General features: G+C 64.9%; 11 protein-coding genes and 4 tRNA genes. 5 read left to right on the plus strand and 10 right to left on the minus strand.

The window, feature by feature from the left end:
* Nucleotides 1–14: 14 nt before the first annotated feature.
* From B7R93_RS02815 to B7R93_RS02825, 3 genes are all read right to left on the minus strand, one after another.
* A complete protein-coding gene (locus B7R93_RS02815) occupies nucleotides 15–3,101 on the minus strand; it encodes a PD-(D/E)XK nuclease family protein (protein ID WP_232797942.1) in 3,087 nt (1,028 codons plus the stop codon).
* A 141-nt stretch (nucleotides 3,102–3,242) separates the two neighbouring features.
* On the minus strand, nucleotides 3,243–3,758 hold the full coding sequence (locus tag B7R93_RS02820) for a thermonuclease family protein (RefSeq protein WP_232797943.1): 516 nt from the start codon (nucleotides 3,756–3,758) through the stop codon (nucleotides 3,243–3,245).
* Nucleotides 3,759–3,804: 46 nt separating this feature from the next.
* Entirely contained in the window at nucleotides 3,805–4,104 is a 300-nt protein-coding gene (locus B7R93_RS02825; protein ID WP_103019336.1) for a hypothetical protein, read from the minus strand.
* A 146-nt stretch (nucleotides 4,105–4,250) separates the two neighbouring features.
* Here B7R93_RS02825 and B7R93_RS02830 point away from each other — a divergent pair, with 146 nt between their 5' ends.
* Both B7R93_RS02830 and B7R93_RS02835 read left to right on the plus strand, forming a co-directional pair.
* Entirely contained in the window at nucleotides 4,251–5,642 is a 1,392-nt protein-coding gene (locus B7R93_RS02830; RefSeq protein WP_103019337.1) for a DUF2851 family protein, read from the plus strand.
* 73 nt (nucleotides 5,643–5,715) lie between these two features.
* Nucleotides 5,716–6,057 (plus strand): putative quinol monooxygenase, encoded by a 342-nt coding sequence (locus B7R93_RS02835; protein WP_103019338.1) that lies wholly within the window; start codon nucleotides 5,716–5,718, stop codon nucleotides 6,055–6,057.
* A 48-nt stretch (nucleotides 6,058–6,105) separates the two neighbouring features.
* Here the strand turns inward: B7R93_RS02835 and B7R93_RS02840 are convergent, their stop codons facing one another.
* Nucleotides 6,106–6,633: a hypothetical protein gene (locus tag B7R93_RS02840; RefSeq protein WP_103019339.1), complete on the minus strand. Its 528-nt coding sequence runs from the start codon at nucleotides 6,631–6,633 to the stop codon at nucleotides 6,106–6,108.
* A 369-nt stretch (nucleotides 6,634–7,002) separates the two neighbouring features.
* On the opposite strand from B7R93_RS02840, the gene B7R93_RS02845 reads away from it, so the two are divergent.
* Nucleotides 7,003–10,566 (plus strand): DUF4175 family protein, encoded by a 3,564-nt coding sequence (locus tag B7R93_RS02845; RefSeq protein ID WP_103019340.1) that lies wholly within the window; start codon nucleotides 7,003–7,005, stop codon nucleotides 10,564–10,566.
* A 303-nt stretch (nucleotides 10,567–10,869) separates the two neighbouring features.
* Here the strand turns inward: B7R93_RS02845 and B7R93_RS02850 are convergent.
* The 4 genes from B7R93_RS02850 to B7R93_RS02865 all read right to left on the minus strand — a co-directional run bounded on the left by B7R93_RS02850 (nucleotide 10,870) and on the right by B7R93_RS02865 (nucleotide 11,385).
* A tRNA-Met gene (locus tag B7R93_RS02850) sits at nucleotides 10,870–10,941 on the minus strand.
* A 119-nt stretch (nucleotides 10,942–11,060) separates the two neighbouring features.
* A tRNA-Thr gene (locus B7R93_RS02855) sits at nucleotides 11,061–11,132 on the minus strand.
* Nucleotides 11,133–11,150: 18 nt separating this feature from the next.
* Nucleotides 11,151–11,222, minus strand: a tRNA-Gly gene (locus B7R93_RS02860).
* A gap of 80 nt (nucleotides 11,223–11,302) precedes the next feature.
* Nucleotides 11,303–11,385 (minus strand) — tRNA-Tyr (locus B7R93_RS02865).
* 244 nt (nucleotides 11,386–11,629) lie between these two features.
* Here B7R93_RS02865 and B7R93_RS02870 point away from each other — a divergent pair.
* Complete coding sequence (locus B7R93_RS02870) at nucleotides 11,630–12,682, plus strand: sodium:calcium antiporter (protein WP_103019341.1); 1,053 nt, start codon at nucleotides 11,630–11,632, stop codon at nucleotides 12,680–12,682.
* Nucleotides 12,683–12,726: 44 nt separating this feature from the next.
* On the opposite strand, the gene msrB is transcribed toward B7R93_RS02870, so the two are convergent.
* Nucleotides 12,727–13,128: a peptide-methionine (R)-S-oxide reductase MsrB gene (gene msrB, locus B7R93_RS02875; protein WP_103019342.1), complete on the minus strand. Its 402-nt coding sequence runs from the start codon at nucleotides 13,126–13,128 to the stop codon at nucleotides 12,727–12,729.
* 54 nt (nucleotides 13,129–13,182) lie between these two features.
* Nucleotides 13,183–15,228: an ATP-dependent zinc metalloprotease FtsH gene (gene ftsH / locus B7R93_RS02880; protein WP_103019343.1), complete on the minus strand. Its 2,046-nt coding sequence runs from the start codon at nucleotides 15,226–15,228 to the stop codon at nucleotides 13,183–13,185.
* Between the two features lie 292 nt (nucleotides 15,229–15,520).
* Between ftsH and B7R93_RS02885 the strand changes: the two genes are divergently transcribed.
* Entirely contained in the window at nucleotides 15,521–17,500 is a 1,980-nt protein-coding gene (locus B7R93_RS02885; RefSeq protein ID WP_103019344.1) for an AMP-binding protein, read from the plus strand.
* The last annotated feature ends 113 nt before the right edge of the window (nucleotides 17,501–17,613 follow it).

The raw sequence follows: 17,613 nt of genomic DNA on the forward strand, positions 1-17,613 counted from the left end.
GGGGGAACCAACGACTACTCGAAGGACGGCGGGGACGGACGCGCCTCGGGATACGTCTTCTCCTGGAGGGCGGTGCTCCGGGCGGCTAGATCGCGGAAGAGACGGCCGTAGCCCCGGTACCGCCACGCATTGAGGTACCGCGCACGGGGGTGCATGGGAAAGCTTCCCGTGGCGGACAGGGTACTCAGCCGATCCAGAAGCCGCTCAATCTCCGTCCGGAACCGATCCGGGGCAAAGGCGAGCCGCGTGCCCCGTTCTCGGGTCGTCGGGAAGTAGTAGCCGGACGTGCCGACCGTCTCGTCCATCAGTGTAGTGAGCGCGTAGGCGTAAAGGGCCCACTGCAATTGGGTCCCGTCCGCGGTGGGATCGCCCTCTTCGAAGGAGGAGGCCCTGCCGGTCTTGTAGTCCCAAACCGCCAGGTCGCCCTCCGGCCCGCGGTCCACCCGGTCAATCCGTCCTCGGAGCGACATTCCGCGTCCCTTCACCGGAATCGTAACGGCTCCGAAGTCATCCTCCTGACGCCGGTACGGCCCGTAGCCGAACCCGACTTCGTGGTGCAGCGGGGCGTGGGTGCGGCAGTGCTCCGTTTCGGCCCGCAAGAACACGAGCACGTCCTCCCACAGCCGACGGAATGCCGCCGCCTCCACGACCTCGCTCGGGGGCGCGACCTTCTCGGTTTCCCGCTCGAATGCGTCTTCGAGAACGGCTTCGAGGAGCGACTCGTGCTCGGGCCCGGGCCGCTCATCACGCTTCTCAAGGGCCGTCATGAAGGCCTCGAAGGTGGCGTGGAGAATGCTTCCACGGCGAAGGGCATTGAGCCAGGGCTCGTCGTCCAGCGCCGGTTCATCGAGGGGCTCGACCCCCAGGACGTATTTCAGAAAATACAGGTAGGGAGTCTCGGCGAAGGTCTCCAGTCGGCCCGCCGACATGGGCTCCCCGTTCTCCCGGTCCCGGAGAAAATCCAGTTCCGGGTACGTTCCCGCCTCCAGCAGCCCGTCGTGCACCGTGTAGCTGTCGCTCTGGCGGGCTTGTCGGGCAGCCTCGCCACGCCGCCCCCACGGGTAGCAGTCCTGAAGCGCGTCCCGGGCGGTGCCCGATCTTGCATCTCCCCTGTTTCGCCCCCGACGACACGTCAGCCACGATTCCATGTCGGTCAGGCACATGCGTTCGCCGGACGGCACAATCCCTTCAACGCGTTCGGACTCGACCAGGCGGGTCTCCTCCAGTCGCAGAAAAAGCGGGGCGGGATGTCGCTCCTCCCCGCTGTCGAGGTCGAAGATGCGGGTGTAAAGCGCTAGGGATCCGTCGTGCCGCGCGAGCGCCTGTTCGCGGTGCCATTGTGCCTCCTCCGAAGCCGAGCGACGCTCGGGCAATTCGCCTTCGAGGGACGCGTTGAGCGCACGGCGGTCCGGATCACGGAGCATGGCGTCTTCCACCGCCGCCGTCGACAGCGTGTCGCTGTCCATGCCCACGATGTAGAGGTGCGACCGGTCGCCGTACCCGGCACTTTCGAGCGGCACGACGTGCGCAGTGCCGGGGCGCGGGTGCTCGGCCCGCACGTGCTGTCCCTCCAGCCAGCGCCGGAGGAGTGCGGCGAGTTGTGGGCCGGACGCCTCGTAGTCCACCGGACCATGGGCGAGGCGGTCGAGGCGCTGCCAGAGAACAGTGCGGGCCGCCTCGTCGAGGGTCCGCTCCGTCTCCGGCGTGTCTTCGGGAGGCGGGTCGACGGGCCCAAACCGCTCCACGAACTGCTGGGCCCTCGTCGCCATCTCTTGCACGGAGCCCTCTCGCGGAACGAGATCCAGCAGGGCCTCCACGAGTCGGTGTACAAACTGGAGCGCCCGCCGCTGCTCCCGATCCTGCTCCGGATCAAGACCACGCTCTTCTAGCTTCTCGATGCGGTCGTCGATTTCTCCAACCGCCGCCCCGAGTGCCTTCGCGTATCCTTCGCGCCCCGGCTCGTACCGTCGCCCGGCGAGCAGCGTGGCGACGTCGTGGGCTTTGAGGGGGACGGCCCCGATCGTGCTCTCAATCTTGGCGCGGACCCGATCGATGCGGAGGTGCCCGCTCCGCAGCATCCGAATCAGGAGCACCGGGTCGAAGCCTTCGGTCCCCCACTCCAAAAACCCAAGCAGCGCCGTGCCGGTGCGCGTCTGCTCCGCAGGGACCCCCGTCGCGAGGGACACCGGCAGGCCCACCCGCGCGGCCCGATCGGCAATCAGGGAAACGTAGGGCTGCTCCCTCGCGACGGCAATCTCGACCTCGCCGAACGGCACTTCCGCGTCGAGCAGGTCGCGAACCAGCGCGTTGACCTCGTTCCCACTCCCAACCGCCCGGCGCACGTGGACCTCTTGAATCGTCTCGTTCGCGGTTCGCCCGGTCGACGGCGGTGCAACGTCCGCCATGCGCGCGGCCGCCGTCTGCGGAGGGGGCGCCTCCGGCCGCGGGTGCCCAATCCGATAAAAAGCCCCGGCCGCCGACCGCACTGCACACAGAAACTGATGGGCCTCCTCCGGAAGTTTTACCGCGTCGCAGACCGCCACCACCGCGGACTCCAGGGCCGGAGACGCTCCTTCCCGCACGTGCTCAGCGGCCCACCGGAAGACCTGCGCGTCGTCGTACAGGTCCTTTGTGTCGAGCACCGTCAGGTACCGCTCGTAGCAGGCCGCCACGACCCGAAACGTTGCCGACGCGTCCTCGGTCTCGGCTCGCTCCTGCACGTCGGCCAGCGGGACCCCGTTCCGGCGGAGCGTCTCGATGGCTTCGGCAACCGTATCGGCCAACTGCTGAGGCCCGGGCAGCCCGTCGAGCCGTCCTCGGCGCTGCAGCTGCTTCAGGAGGCGTGCCGCCAAAAACGGCCGTCCCCCGACCGGCAGCTCGCTCCGTCCCGACGCAAGAATGCGGGGCTGCGCCACCTGTTCAGCGTGGTGGCGCACGATGCGGGTTGCGACCCCAGCCCATCCATCTGCGTTCCGTGCAAGTGCATCCTCGAGGGCACGCCCAATCTGCGCCCGAGGCACGAGAACGATTTTCGGCGCGTGGGGATGGGCACGGCAGAGGGCCCTGAGCTGGGGACCCGGGACGGCGGAAGACGCGGACACGGCGGACATAGACAATGCATTGGGCGCGATGAATCGCAGAGGCGGTTGGCGGTTGTCGAACTGTCTACAACCTGCTGGTTGAACGGCACAAAGCAAAGCGGAGAAGGGGCTGGTCGTGGCCTCGTCCCCTCTCGTCGGGAGCTACGGGGCCTCTTCCCCCCGCCAGGCCCACGGTGGCACCGGATCGGGCCGTGCCCAGAGGCCCCGCTCTGCCGCGCGGGCCCGCTGCTCCAGCCGGCGATACCGATCGTCGTGGGCGGCCTGCTGGCGGTCCCACCATGCGAGTCCCGTTCGGAGCAGGTGCTCGTTGAGCACGCGGCCGGCCCCCCGTACCACGAATAGAGGGCGGCCGTCGGAATCACGTGCCTCCACGCGTGCCTGCACCTTCGTCCGAAACACGGCGTCCCGTACGGCCCGGGCGGCCGCGTCGGCGAGGGGCTGTCCCGGCTCGGGTGCATCGACGCCGTAGAGCTCAATTCGCACGATCTGCCCGGTCCTACGGAGGAGGTGGACCGTGTTTCCATCCAGCACTCGATGCCCCCTGCCCACATACGACTGTCCATGGGCGAGGCAGGGGCCTCCCAGAAGCAGCACGAGCGCTCCGAGCACGCTTTGCCACCCCCACGCAGACGAACCCGGTCCGTCTTCAAGATCCATGACAACCGAACCCCCGGGGCACACGGACATCCGTCTACCGATGGAATCAAAACACAAGGCCGACCAACCCGCCCAGCGCCGCCACGGCCCACACCGCGAGGCCCAGCCGCCGGAGCGTTTCCTCGCCCGGTTGCCCTCGACGTGTCAGCCATCCCCCCGCGGCCCGAAGCGCCATGCCCATCCCCACTCCCACGAGGATCCAGGTCTCAGACTCCCGGAACGGATCGGTCCACCGGGACGAAAGCGCGATCTCCAGCGCGAGTGCCCCCAGCAAAAGAACGAAAATCACACTGAGCACCCGCCACGACGCCAGGTCCGGAGAGGGCCTACGATTGGACGCGTCCATGCCAGATCGGGGCTCATCGAGAAGACATTGGGGACGGAGCCCTGAGAAGCCGGGCCCTCACACCGGAGCAACGTTATGATCGCATTTACTAGGTGTCTGACACACAGTGGCCGTCGAACGATCCCCGTGTCTACCGATCCTGCGTCATGCCGACGCTCGACCCTTTCTCCGTCGACGCCCCTGCTCTGCACGAACCCGCCCCAGACGTCGCGACAGTGCCGGAAGCACTCGTCCAGGACCTCTGGGGCCGGCAGCACTTCGAAACCGACGACCTTGCCACGACCGATGGAGAGACCATTCGCATTCTCGATCCAGGGCAGCTCAACTCCGACGCCGGGCCGGACTTCCAAAACGCTCACGTTCGCATCGGCAACATGGACTGGCGTGGACAGGTTGAGGTGCACACGACCTCCGGCGGGTGGTTCCGTCACGACCACCATACCGATCCGCGCTTCAACAGCGTGGTGCTCCACGTAACCCTTCACGCGGACATGTGGACCGGCGGGCTCTTGCGGGCCGACGAGTCGCCACTCCCCGAACTCGTGCTCCATCCGCGCCTCGACACGTCTCTCCGCGAGTTGCTTTACTCGTTCAGGACCCGGGCCGACGACGATACGCTGCCCTGCGCGTCCCGCTGGGACGAGGTGCCGACTGCCCGGCGCTGGTCCTGGATCCGGAAACTCGCCCAGGCCCGACTTGTCCGAAAACGGGATCGATTGTCTGCGTCTCCGGACCTCCCCCTGGACGAAGTGCTCCACGAGCGCCTGTTCGCCGGGCTCGGCTACGCGAAGAACGATGCCCCCATGACGACACTCGCCCGACGCTCGCCGCCGGACACGCTTCGTTCCCTCGATGCCCCCCAGGAGCGAGAAGCCCTCCTTCTCGGAACGGCCGGACTTCTTCCCGACCCCGGCGACCTGCTGGAGGCCGACCGTGCAACGGCCGACTACGCCATGGCCCTCCGGGACCGATTCCGCCGGCTCCACGTCCGTCTCGATGTCCGGCCGATGGCCCCGACGACCTGGACTTTCTTCCGACTCCGCCCCAACAACTTCCCGCCCCTCCGCATCGCACAGGCCGCAGCGTGGTACGCCGAGGGCGGCCTGCTGCGCGACACGCCCATCGCCACGCTCCGTACGGCGCTGGGCCACGACGCGCCCATGGCGGCGTTCCGGGAAGCGCTCACCGCCTCCCCCCCAACATTCTGGCGAACGCACTATCACCTCACCAAGCAGGCCGCCGAGCACGCCCCCAGCCTCGGCACGTCCCGCCGCGACACGCTGCTCGTCAACGCCGTGGTGCCGGTGCTCCTACGCGATGCCGATCAACGCGGGGATCCCGCGCAGGCCGATGCAGCCCTGGGCATGCTCCACAGGCTTCCCCCCTCTCAAGACCATGTGGTCCGGCGCTTTGAGGACCTCGGCACCGAGCCTGGATCGGCGCATGATGCCCAGGGTCTCCACGAGCTCTATAAGAACTACTGCTCCGCGGGCGGATGCCTGGACTGCCGGATTGGCCAGTACCTCCTCAGCGACTGAGCCTCTTCTCAACCCACGAGGCCATCATCCATAGAAGGCAGCGCATGTCTTTCCGCAATGCCTCCAGTCACCCGTGCTCGTTCGCATCGTCCGGATGACGTTCGCCTCCGACAAGGTCGATCGGTTTCTCGCCCACTTTGACAAGGCCGCCCCACACATTCGATCGTTTCCGGGCTGTCATCACCTCGAACTCTGGCGGGACATAGACAGCCCCACGGCGTGCACGACGTACAGCCAGTGGGAAAGCCCGGAGGCACTCGACGAATACAGGGACAGTGACCTGTTCCGCCGGACTTGGTCGACGGTGAAGCCTCTGTTCGCCGACCGTCCTCGTGCCCAAAGCTATGCGGTGGCCCGACCGGCACGCACGATCGATGACGCTGCCCGACAGGCGTCGGGCTCGGGAAACACCTGAGTCTCTTCAGCAGCGGGCCTCCCAGTCGCAGGTCAACAGGCAAAGCCCTCAACGACCGGCGAGGGCCTGCTCCATGCTCAGCTGTCCCCCGTCCCGAAGCGATGGGAAGTTCATGGGGCGGATGGTGTACCGTCGTTCTGTGTCCGGGGACGAAGGCCCCGCCCGCTCCCCCTGAACGGTGGCGTGGACGGACCGGACCAGGCGTCGGTACTTCCGCATCACCATCCGCTTCTCTTTGACGGTGGCCCCGTACCCGCGGTGAAGCGATCTATGGGCGCTGCTGGCCGAGAGCCGCTCAACCCGGCTTCGTTGCGTCTCCAACAGGGACTCGTGTTCGTCCAGCAAGCCCTGATAGGCATCCGTCAGTGACTGAAGGGAATCAGACGCCTCCGCGGCATCCTTGAGCGTCTGAAAATCAGCCTCGGCCCGATCGAGCTCGTCGGCGAAGGCCTCCACCGACCGCTGCATCGCCTGATAGGTCTTCGGCTTTGAGTCGTACCCGCTGTAGGTCCGGCAGCCACTCGCCAGAAGCCCCACAAGGACGAGGATGAGCAGGAAACGGTCCGTGCGTAGCATGGCGGGCGTGGAGAAATGAGGTGATGTGCAAGGCCATTTACTACATGAAAATGCCAACGTGTCCGTCGAGAATGCTCCTCTCGCCCCGTGGACGCTAATTTGCGCCCATTTTCACGTTGGTGCCCCACGGGCGTACACAAGACCTGTCCAGTGTGACGGGGCGTGCCTTCAAGATGAACACTCGGAGAAACACCCAACGACAGGGGAAGGTACCGTGACATGGTTCAGGGGCCCGAAAGCTGCTCGGCAGCTGCTTTCTCGGTCACTGCAGATGTGCCTTCGTAGGGTCGGTTCCCTGAGCGCTCAAGGCCCCTGAGCCGTGTCTCCCGGTCCCCTGAACGCAGGCTTTCCGATCAGCTTTTCCCGCCCATGAGCGAACAGACGGCCCGACTCGTCGAGCGCCTCCGCACCCGTCTTCGTCGGGCGACCCGGCGCATGTCGTGGGCTCAACTCGCCTTTGGGGGAGCCCTTGCGGGAGGCACCGCAGCGGCGCTCTGGGTTCTCGCCGCCACGGTAGAGGCCACGCTCTGGCTTCAGCCCAGCCTGCGCACCGGACTGCTCGTCTCTGCCGGCGCCGTTCTGGGGGGGATTGCGGCGACGTTCATTGCCCGCCCCCTGGGCCGCCTCCTCGGAGTCCTCAGCGGCCCGTCTGAGAAAGACGTCGCCCGGACGGTCGGCGAACAGCATCCCGCGGTGGCCGACCGCCTGGTGAACCTGCTGCAGCTGGCCGAGGGCCAACGGTCGAGCGCTCCTGCCCCGTACGTGGATCGGGCCGTCCAGCACCTCGCTGACCAGATCGAGGGAGACCGGTTCGAGGCGGTGGCCGACTTTCAGCCGGCACGGCGGGCCGCGCGGTGGGCCCTGTTCCCGGCCTTCGCTGCCATAGCCTTTCTCTTCGCCGCCCCCTCCACGTTCCTCGAGGCCTCCGAACGCCTCCTGGCCCCCCGAACCGAATTCGAACGTCCGGCCCCGTTCCAGTTCGACGTGCGCCCGGGGAACGTTCAGCTCATCCGGGGCGACTCTCTTCGCGTGACCGTCCAGGCCACCGGCGATGTTCCCGAGACGGCCGCTCTCCTCCTCCGCCCCACCGACACCGAGTCGGCGCGGCGCATCGCCATCGAGCCCGACTCGATGGGCACCTTCCAACACACAGTTCCCAACGTTCGACGCGCTCTCCGCTACCGCGTGGCGGCCTCGCCGGTGCGCACGGAATGGTACACGGTAGAAGTGGCCCGACGCCCGGTCGTGCGCCGGCTGCGCGTCCGCGTGACGCCCCCCGACTACACCGATCGCCCCAGTCGTCAGCTAGAGGCCAACGTGGGGTCCGTGACGGCCCTTCCCGGCACGGAGGTGACGGTGTCGGCGGCCCTCGGTGGGGCTTCGGCCACGAGCGCGAGGCTTGATTTTGAAAATGGCGCGTCCCAATCGCTGACCGTTTCCGGCGACTCGGCGACCGGCCGCTTCACGCTGCGCCGCGCGGACACCTACGCACTTCGCCTGGAAAGCGAGACGGGCATCCCCAACCGCGCCCCCATTCGCTACGAGCTCGACCTGCAGACCGACGCCCGCCCGTCGGTGTCGCTCCTTAGTCCCGACGACCCGGCCGAGTTGACCCCGGACCTGACGCAGCCCCTTCGACTCCGGATCAGCGACGACTACGGCGTTCGGCGGGCGACGCTGTTCTACCGACGCCTCGACGGCGGAAGCGCGGACTCGTCGTTCGCCTCCCTCGCGCTCTCTCTCCCCGATGCTGGTACGACGGACCAGGTCCTCTCCCACACGTGGCTCCTCGCGCAGGAGAGCGGCCTCGACCTGGAGCGTGGCGACGAGGTCGCGTACTACGTGAAGGCCTGGGACAACGACACCGTGAACGGCCCGAAGAGCGGCCGCACTGCCACCCAGCGGCTCCGCTTCCCCTCCCTCTCAGAGCAGTACGAGGAGCTCGACACCCTGCAGCAGGCGACCAGCGAGCAGATGCAGGCGCTCGACCGGCAGTCCAAGGACATCCAGCAGCAGTTCCAGGATCTTCGCCGGGAGGTCCGTCGCACTCGCGAGTCAGACTGGGAAGAGCAACGCCAGCTCAAGCAACTGCAGCAAAAGCAAGAGGCACTGTCTCAGAGCAAGTCGAGCCTCTCGCGCCAGGTCGACTCCCTAAACCGTGAGATGCAGCGCAACGACCTGTCGAGCCCAGAGACCAGCCAGAAATTTCAGGAGTTGAAGCGAACCATCGACGAGATGGAGTCGGAGGATCTGCAGCAGGCACTCGAAAGCATGCGCCAGTCGATGCAGGACCAGAGCTTCCGCCAGATGCAGTCGGCGATGGAGCAGGCCCAGTCCCAGCTTCAACAGCAAGAGCAGCAGCTGGAGCGCACACTCAACCTGTTCAAGCAGCTCAAGGCACGGCAAAAGATGGAGGAGCTGAGCCGGCGGGCCGAAAACATCCGGAAGCGGGAGGACCTGGTGGCGCAGGAAACCTCCGAGCGCATGGACACGTCCTCCGACGCCGACTCGTCGTCCACGTCGGACGCGCCGTCGTCCGACTCCACCACGGCCTCCCCCGACTCGTCCCGGGCCGACGGGGCCTCCCCACCTGCTTCAGACTCGACAGCGACCGCACGGTCCGACTCGCGCGCCTCACAACCGTCCCCGAGCGCCGACTCGGCGGCCCACGAGGACCTGGCCCGCGCACAGGAGGAGCTGGCAGAGGAGATGGAAAGGCTCACGGACGAGATGGAGAACGCCGTGCAGGACATGAAAGATGTCCCGTCCGCCCCGAAGAAGGACCTTCAGCGGATGCGGAAGCAGACGCAGGAGCGGGACATATCGGGACAGATGCGGCAAAACAGCCAACAGCTCCGGAAAAATCAGCTCCAGAACGCCCGCCAGCAGCAGCAATGGCTGCAGAAACGCCTGCAGAGCATGCAGTCCCGGATGTCCCAGATGCAGAAGCAGATGGAGGGCCAGCAACGCACGGTGAACATGACGGGCCTCCGCAGCGCTCTCGAAAACACGCTTCGCCTGTCCAAGGACCAGGAAGACGTGCGCACGACCCTAGAGGGGCTGGAAGGCGACGATTCCCCCGTTCGTCGCTTCGCTGCGCAGCAGAAGGACCTGCAGGACGGACTCAATCATGTCGCCGACTCCCTGCAGTCCATTGCAAACCGGCTTCCGCGAATGTCGAAGGCCGTGCAGGAGAAGACCGGCAACGCGCTGCGGGCAATGGAGGACGCGACCACCGCCCTAGACGCCCGGGAGGGGACCGAGGCCATCGGCTACCAAAAAACGTCCATGATGCACCTGAACGAGCTGGCCCGCCTCCTCTCTGATCTGCTCAACCAGATGAAGCAGCAGAGCAGCGGCGGAAGCGGCAAGATGTCGATGCAGCAAGCCATGCAGCAGCTGCAGCAGGCCTCCGGCCAACAGCAGAAGCTCAATCAACAGATCCAAAATTTCCTCAACGAGGCCCAGGGCGAGCGTCTCTCGCAAGACCTGCAGGCCCGACGGAGGCAGCTCGCCGAGCAACAGCGACAGATCAAGAAACAGCTCGACGAGATGGACCTGGCAGAAGAGACCAAGCAGAAGCTGATGGGGGACCTGCAGAAGATTGCCGAAGAGATGAAGCAGTCTGCCAACGATCTGCAGGACGGTCGTCACAGCCGGGATCTTATCAACCGCCAGCAGCAGATTCTCAGTCGGCTTCTAAACGCCCAGCAGTCGCTTCGCACCCAGGGGAAGAAACAGCAGCGGCGGGGGCGCCAGGCAGGCGACGACTTCGACCAAGAACGTCCCGGCGATCGTCCCGACTCGGAGGCCACCGACACGCTTCGGCGCGACCTCATCCGCGCCCTGGAGATGGGATACGACTCGGACTACGAGGCTCTCATCAAGAAGTATTTTCAACTGCTTGAGCAAGCTGAGGGGACGCGGGAGTAGGTGCTACTCCTTGCTACACGACAAAAATTCAAAGGGCCCGTTGCCTGCGTCAATCCCAAGCAAGAGGGGTCATTCTGACGGAGCCTGCGACGGAAGAATCTCCTTGAAGAGCGCGGAATCTGCAGAAAAAGGCACGTCGTCCCGGGCCTTGTCTCCGCTGACGCCAAAGAGATCCTTCGACGTCGCCCCGCCGACGTCGCTCCGCTCAGGATGACCTCTGCTCAGCCAACGAGGGAAAGGCCCGTCAAATACAAAAACGGCTCCGTCGGTTGACGGAGCCGTTTGGGACAAGTGCTGAGTCAGTAGCGGGGGCGGGATTTGAACCCGCGACCTTCAGGATATGAGCCTGATGAGCTACCACTGCTCCACCCCGCGGTGTAAAGCACGATCTGGTATCTGCCGAGCCCCCTTCGAGTTCCGCCGTTTCTCAGTTTCACGGCAATCTAAAATCAACTCGATGTCTTTTTGAGACTCGGGTGCTACCAGGTGCCCGGAGCCGCCTCCCGGACTCGAACCGGGGACTTCATCCTTACCATGGATGTGCTCTACCACTGAGCTAAGGCGGCCGCTACAATCTGTGGGTGAGCGGGAGACGGGATTTGAACCCGCGACGTTCACCTTGGAAGGGTGATGCTCTACCCCTGAGCTACTCCCGCACAACACTCTCGGCTGAAGGGCCCCAAGCATTTGTCATCTGGGCCCTACCATCCAATATTCTTACCATCCAACACTAGGGTGGGCCGGGGAGGATTCGAACCTCCGAAGGCATAAGCCGGCAGATTTACAGTCTGCTGCGTTTGGCCACTTCGCTACCGACCCGGGCACGCTGTTCGGCGTCGTTTCAGCCAGTTGGTCAGCCCGGCGTTGCGATTTCTCTTCTAGGTTCTGGCGGCGGAAAAGTTGCCCGGGAGGGGGGCGAATTTCAAATGAAGAGACCCGATCCCCCTCTCAAGGCTCGTCTGGCCCCTTCGTCCCCATTCGCGCTCCGACGAACTCCGCCTCCGGCAAATGGTTGGAGCTGCCAACTCTCCACACCGCCGTTCCGGATTGATCCCCCTTGCGCATGAGCCTCATCGCGCTGATCCTGGCCTACGCGGGCCTCGCGATTGTGTCGACCGTTCTCGTTTGGAAGGGTAGCGAACTGCTCGAGTCATCCACCGAGAAGCTGTCGGGGTACTACCAGCTTCCCCCGCTGGTGCAGGGATCTGTTGTGTTGGCGGTCGGGTCGAGCTTCCCCGAGCTTTCCACGGCCGTGTTGTCCCCGGCCCTGCACGGCGATTTTGAGCTTGGGGTTGCGGCCGTCGTGGGCTCTGCCCTCTTCAACATCTTGATGATTCCGGCCCTGGCGGGCCTGTGGGCGGAGGAGCGGCTGGAGTCGACCCGCGACCTCGTCTACAAGGAGACCCAGTTTTACCTCATTTCGATTGTCGTCCTCCTGCTGGTGTTCTCCTTCGCCGTGATCTACAATCCCCTTCCGGGAGAGCCAGGGGCCCAGACGGGAGGCATGACGCGAGGTTTGGCCCTGCTTCCCCTTGCGCTCTACGCCGTGTATGTGTATTTGCAATACCAGGACGCGAGGGACTATGACCCCGAGGCGCCCCCAATGGACATTCACCTTCCAAAACAGGCCGCACGGCTCGTGGGGTCGCTGTTGATCATTCTCCTCGGCGTGGAGGGACTTATTCGCTCGGCCGTGGCATTCGGCGAGCTCGGTGGCACCCCAAGCTTCCTGTGGGGCATCACGGTCGTCGCGGCCGGCACCTCGGTGCCGGATGCCTTCGTCAGCATCCGGGCGTCCCGGGCTGGCAATCCCGTCACGAGCGTGGCGAATGTGCTGGGCAGCAACATCTTCGACCTTCTCGTCTGCATCCCCGCCGGGGCCCTCGTCGCCGGCACAGTCGCCATCAACTATTCTGTGGGAATGCCGATGATGGGGGTGCTTTCGCTCGCCACCCTCATCGTTCTTCTCACGATGCGGTCCCAAATGGTTTTGACCGCACCGGAGGCCTGGGGACTTATCACCCTGTACGTCGCGTTCGTCGTGTGGATGGGGGCCGAGACGGTTGGGGCTATCGACCTCATTCCGAACCTTCCACCGCCCACAGGCGCCTCATAGGCCCCACAGTTTTTCGCAGGGGTGCGTCCGAATGCGGATGCATGCTACTTTCCACTGAAGTCAAGGGCCGCGGAATTGATGCAGTACCGCTGTCCCGTGGGCTCCGGGCCGTCCTCGAAGACGTGCCCGAGGTGAGCCCCGCACTCATCACACACAGCCTCGGTCCGGCGCATCCCAAGGCTGTGATCAGTCGTCAGCTCGACATTGCCCTCCTCAACTACGTCATAGAAGCTGGGCCAGCCGCTGCCGGACTCAAACTTGGTGTCGGAGTCGAAGAGGGGTGTATCACAGACCACGCAGCGGTACAGGCCATCGCCCTTGTGGTCCCAGTATTTTCCGCTGAAGGGCTTCTCTGTGCCCGCCTCCTGGGTCACGTGGTATTGCTCCTCGGTCAGCTCGTCGCGGAGCGTGTCGTTCGACGGGCGGGATGGGTCGATTTCGGCCATGGTGGAGCTTCTCTTTTGACAATTGCTCTGGAGAGGCCGCTGTAGGCCTCGGCTTCAAGAGGCGTCGCTCGGGCCCGAGGCCCGACTTTCCTCCGCCGACTCGTCTTCTTCGGTCACCTCGGTCTCGTCGGGCGTGTGCTCGTCCGCCGACCCGTTCTCCTCGGCCGCAACCTCTCCATTGGTCGTCGGCATGTGACCGATCTCGTCGGCATCTCCGTTCATGAGCTTAAGCACATCTTTTCCGGGCACCTCTTCCCGCTGGATGAGCATCTCAGCCAACTGATCGAAGGCCTCGTGGTGCTCGTTCAGGGTGTCGACGGCACGCTGAAAGGCATCTTCGGAGATGCGACGGATCTCCTCATCCACCTCACGGGCCGTCACCTCACTGTATTCGCGCCCTTTGGCAATCTCATCCCCGAGAAACACGTTTCCTTGGTCTTCGCCCAGGGAGATGTGCTTAAACTGGTCGCCCATGCCCCAGTCAAGAACCATCTTTCGTGCCATCTTGCGGACCTGCTTCAGGTCATTTTCGGCCCCGCTGGTCGCGGTGTCGAAGATCAGTTCCTCCGCGGCACGCCCCCCCATGATCACGGCCAGGCGGTCCAGGATGTAGTCGAGCCGGTAGAGATACTTGTCCTTCTCCGGCAACTGCTGGGTGACGCCCATGGCCTTGCCCCGAGGAACAATGGTCACCTTGTGCACCGGGTCCGCGTTGGGAAGGGCCGCCCCGACGATGGCGTGCCCGGCCTCATGGTAGGCCAGTAGCCGCTTCTCCTCGTCGTCCAGCACAAGGCCATCGCGCTTGAGGCCCATCATGACCTTGTCTCGCGCTTGCTCGATGTCGCTGTACCGAATGGCGTCGTGTCCGTGGCGACCGGCCAGAAGCGCCGCCTCGTTGAGAAGATTTTCGAGGTCGGCCCCACTGAACCCGGGCGTGCTCCGGGCAATCTCGTCCAGGTCCACGTCGTCACTCATCGGCTTGTCCCGCGCGTGGATTTTCAGGATCTCGTGGCGGGACTGCTTCGTGGGCAGGTCGACGGTGATCTGTCGGTCGAAGCGGCCGGGCCGCGTGAGGGCCGAGTCGAGGATGTCGGGCCGGTTTGTGGCCGCCATCACGATCACCCCTTCATTCTCCTCGAAGCCGTCTAGCTCCGACAACAGCTGGTTGAGGGTCTGCTCCCGCTCGTCGTTGCCCCCGCCAAGGCCCGCCCCTCGCTTGCGCCCGATGGAGTCCAGCTCGTCGATGAAAATGATGGCCGGGGATGTTTCTTTCGCCTCGCTGAACATGTCGCGGACACGGGAGGCCCCGACGCCCACAAACATTTCCATGAAGTCGGACCCCGACACGCTAAAGAACGGGGCATTCGCCTCCCCGGCCACTGCACGAGCGAGGAGCGTCTTGCCGGTTCCCGGCGGGCCCACCAGAAGGACGCCCTTCGGCACCTTGCCCCCGAGCCCCTCAAAGCGCTTCGGATTCTTCAGGAACTTGATGATCTCGCGGAGCTCCTCCTTTGCACTGTCGGCACCGGCCACGTCGTCGAACGTGGTGTCTTCCTCGTCCTTGTCGTACAGCTCCGCCTTGCTCTGCCGGACCGAGAAGAGGCCCTGGCCCTGCGACTGCATGCGGCGGAGGAAAATATACCCCACGCCGAACAAGAGGAGGACGGGCAAAAGCCCCATGATGACCAACCCCCACGGAAAGGTGCTCTCGGGCTTCGTCATCACGTTCACCCCCTGCGTCTCGAGCAGGTCCATGAGCTGCTCATCACCGAAGGAGGGCAGGTAGGTCACGAAGTTCTCATACTCCACCGAATTCCCCTGTTCGGTCCGGGTGGCCTGAGACTTCAGTGTGCCGTTGATGGTGTTGCCCTCCACCTCCACGCGCTCCACGTTCTCTTGGCTCAGTTGCGTGCGGAACTCGCTGTAGCTAATGCGCTCGCCCCCGGACGGCCCCATGCCCCAGTAGCTGTAGGCCCATAGGGCCAGCAGCGTCCCGGCAATGACCCAAATGATGAGACGCCCTCGGCCCGTTCCCGAGGATCCCCCACCGGGCAATCCGGATCCGTTCTGGTTGTCATTCTGAGAAGTTTGGTCAGCCACGTCGACTCAGTCAATTAGGAATGGTCATCGAGGGCACTCCGGCCCGAGGACGTTGCCCGAAACGCGGAGGGAAACCCGAAACATCAAGCAGGCCCTCATACACCCGTCAACACGAATTGTGTCCCACCACGAGCCCGAAGCGAATGTTCTTTCATACAAAGAATGTACGTTACACAGACGTTTCGGGGTTGGATCCGAGCGTGTCGGTTGCTTCTGTTCCGTGGTCTGGATTATTGTGTAAGCCCTTTCACCTCCAACGCTCTTTTCTTCACTCCCTCCCTCTTTCCTCCTCATGCCCACCGACATGTCGCCCTCCCCCGACTCTTTCCCGTTCGGCCAGGACGTGGTGTGGACCCCCGACCCAGACGTCGTCGCCGATGCCAACCTGCGGCAGTTCATGGATCGGCATGACCTGGCGGACCTCCCGGCCCTCCGAACGCGGGCCGCCGCGGACGCGGCCTGGTTCTGGGAGGCCGTGCTCGACGACCTGGGCATTGAGTTCTACGACCCCTACGACCAGATTGTCGACCTCTCGGAGGGCATCGAGCGCCCCACCTGGTGCGTGAACGGGAAAATGAACATTGTTCACAACCTGCTCGACAAGTGGCAGGGCACCCCTGTGGAGAGCCGCACGGCCCTCCGCTGGGAGGGCGAGGACGGAACGACCGAGCATTTGACGTACGGCGAGCTTCACCAGCGGGTTTGTCGCTGTGCGAACGCGCTGCGGGCCCTGGGGCTCGGGACGGGCGACCGGATTGGGCTGTACATGCCCATGACCCCCAAAATTGTCGTTGCGTTCCTGGCAATCACGAAAATCGGCGGGGTACTGCTTCCTCTGTTTAGCGGATACGGGGTCGGCGCCCTGGTGACCCGCCTCCAAGGGGCCGAGGCGAAAGCCCTCTTCACCGCCGACGGCTTCGCGCGCCGGGGCCGCCCCATCGACATGAAAGGAACCGCGGACGAGGCAGTCCAGCAGTGCCCCTCCGTCGAACACGTCATCGTCCACCGGCACCTCGGGCGCGACACTCCGCCCATGACGACCGGACGTGACCATTTCTGGGGCGATTTCGTAGCGGGGCACAGCCCGGAGGCCCGTACGGCCCGCACCGACGCCGAGGACCCGGTCATGGTCATCTATACCAGCGGCACCACCGGACCGCCGAAGGGGACGGTGCACACCCACTGCGGCTTTCCCATCAAGGGTGCGCAAGACATGTATCACCCGATGGACCTGAAGCCGGGCGAGACGATGTACTGGATGAGCGACATGGGATGGATGATGGGGCCGTGGCTCGTCTTCGGCACGCTGACGGTGGGGGCCACCATGGTGCTTTACGACGGGGCCCCCGACCACCCCGACCCCGGACGCCTCTGGCGAATGGTGGACGACCACGAGGTCACCCATCTCGGCGTCTCGCCCACCCTCATTCGCGCCCTCAAGACCCACGGCGACGCGCCCGTGGAGGCGGCCGACCGGTCGAGCCTGCGCGCCATCGGCTCTACCGGCAGTCCCTGGGACCCCGAGTCCTGGTCGTGGTGCTTTGAGACCGTGCTCGACGGCGAGAAGCCAATCCTCAACTACTCCGGCGGCACCGAGATCTCCGGCGGGATCCTCTGCGGCAACTTCTTAGAGCCCCTTAAGCCGGCCGCGTTTTCCGGCCCCGTCCCCGGCATGGACGCCGACGTGGTGGACGAGGCCGGCACACCGGTCCGGGAAGCGGTTGGGGAGCTCGTCCTGCAAGAACCCTGGATCGGCATGACGCGCGGCTTCTGGGGCGACGACGACCGCTACCACGACGCCTACTGGGACCGGTTCGACGACACGTGGGTGCACGGCGACTTTGCGGCCGTCGACGAAGATGGGCTCTGGTACATCCTGGGGCGCTCGGACGACACGATCAACGTGGCCGGCAAGCGCCTGGGCCCGGCCGAGATTGAATCGCTTCTGAATGCCCACGAGGCCGTCGCCGAGAGCGCCGCGATCGGCGTGCCGCACGACGTGAAGGGCTCCGAGATCGTCGCGTTCGTGGTGCTGAAGACGGGGCCCGACGAAACCGATGCCCTCCGCAAGGAACTGATGCAGGTCGTCGTGGACGAGATGGGCAAGCCCCTGAAGCCGCGTGAGATTCTCTTTGCCGACGCCCTGCCCAAGACGCGCAACGCTAAGGTCATGCGGCGCATAATTCAGACGGCGTACCTGGGCGAAGAGCTCGGCGATACGTCAAGCCTGGAAGACCCGACCACCATCGACGCCATCCAGGACGCGCGGTAGAAAGCCCTCTCTTGTCCTTTTCTCCATTTTTCTCACAAACAAACATTCGTCCTTCTCCACCATACATTTGACTGGCCATGTGAAGGAACGAGACTCCCAGTACACCATGTGGG

This window comes from Salinibacter altiplanensis (genome assembly GCF_002894645.1).
GTDB lineage: Bacteria > Bacteroidota > Rhodothermia > Rhodothermales > Salinibacteraceae > Salinibacter > Salinibacter altiplanensis.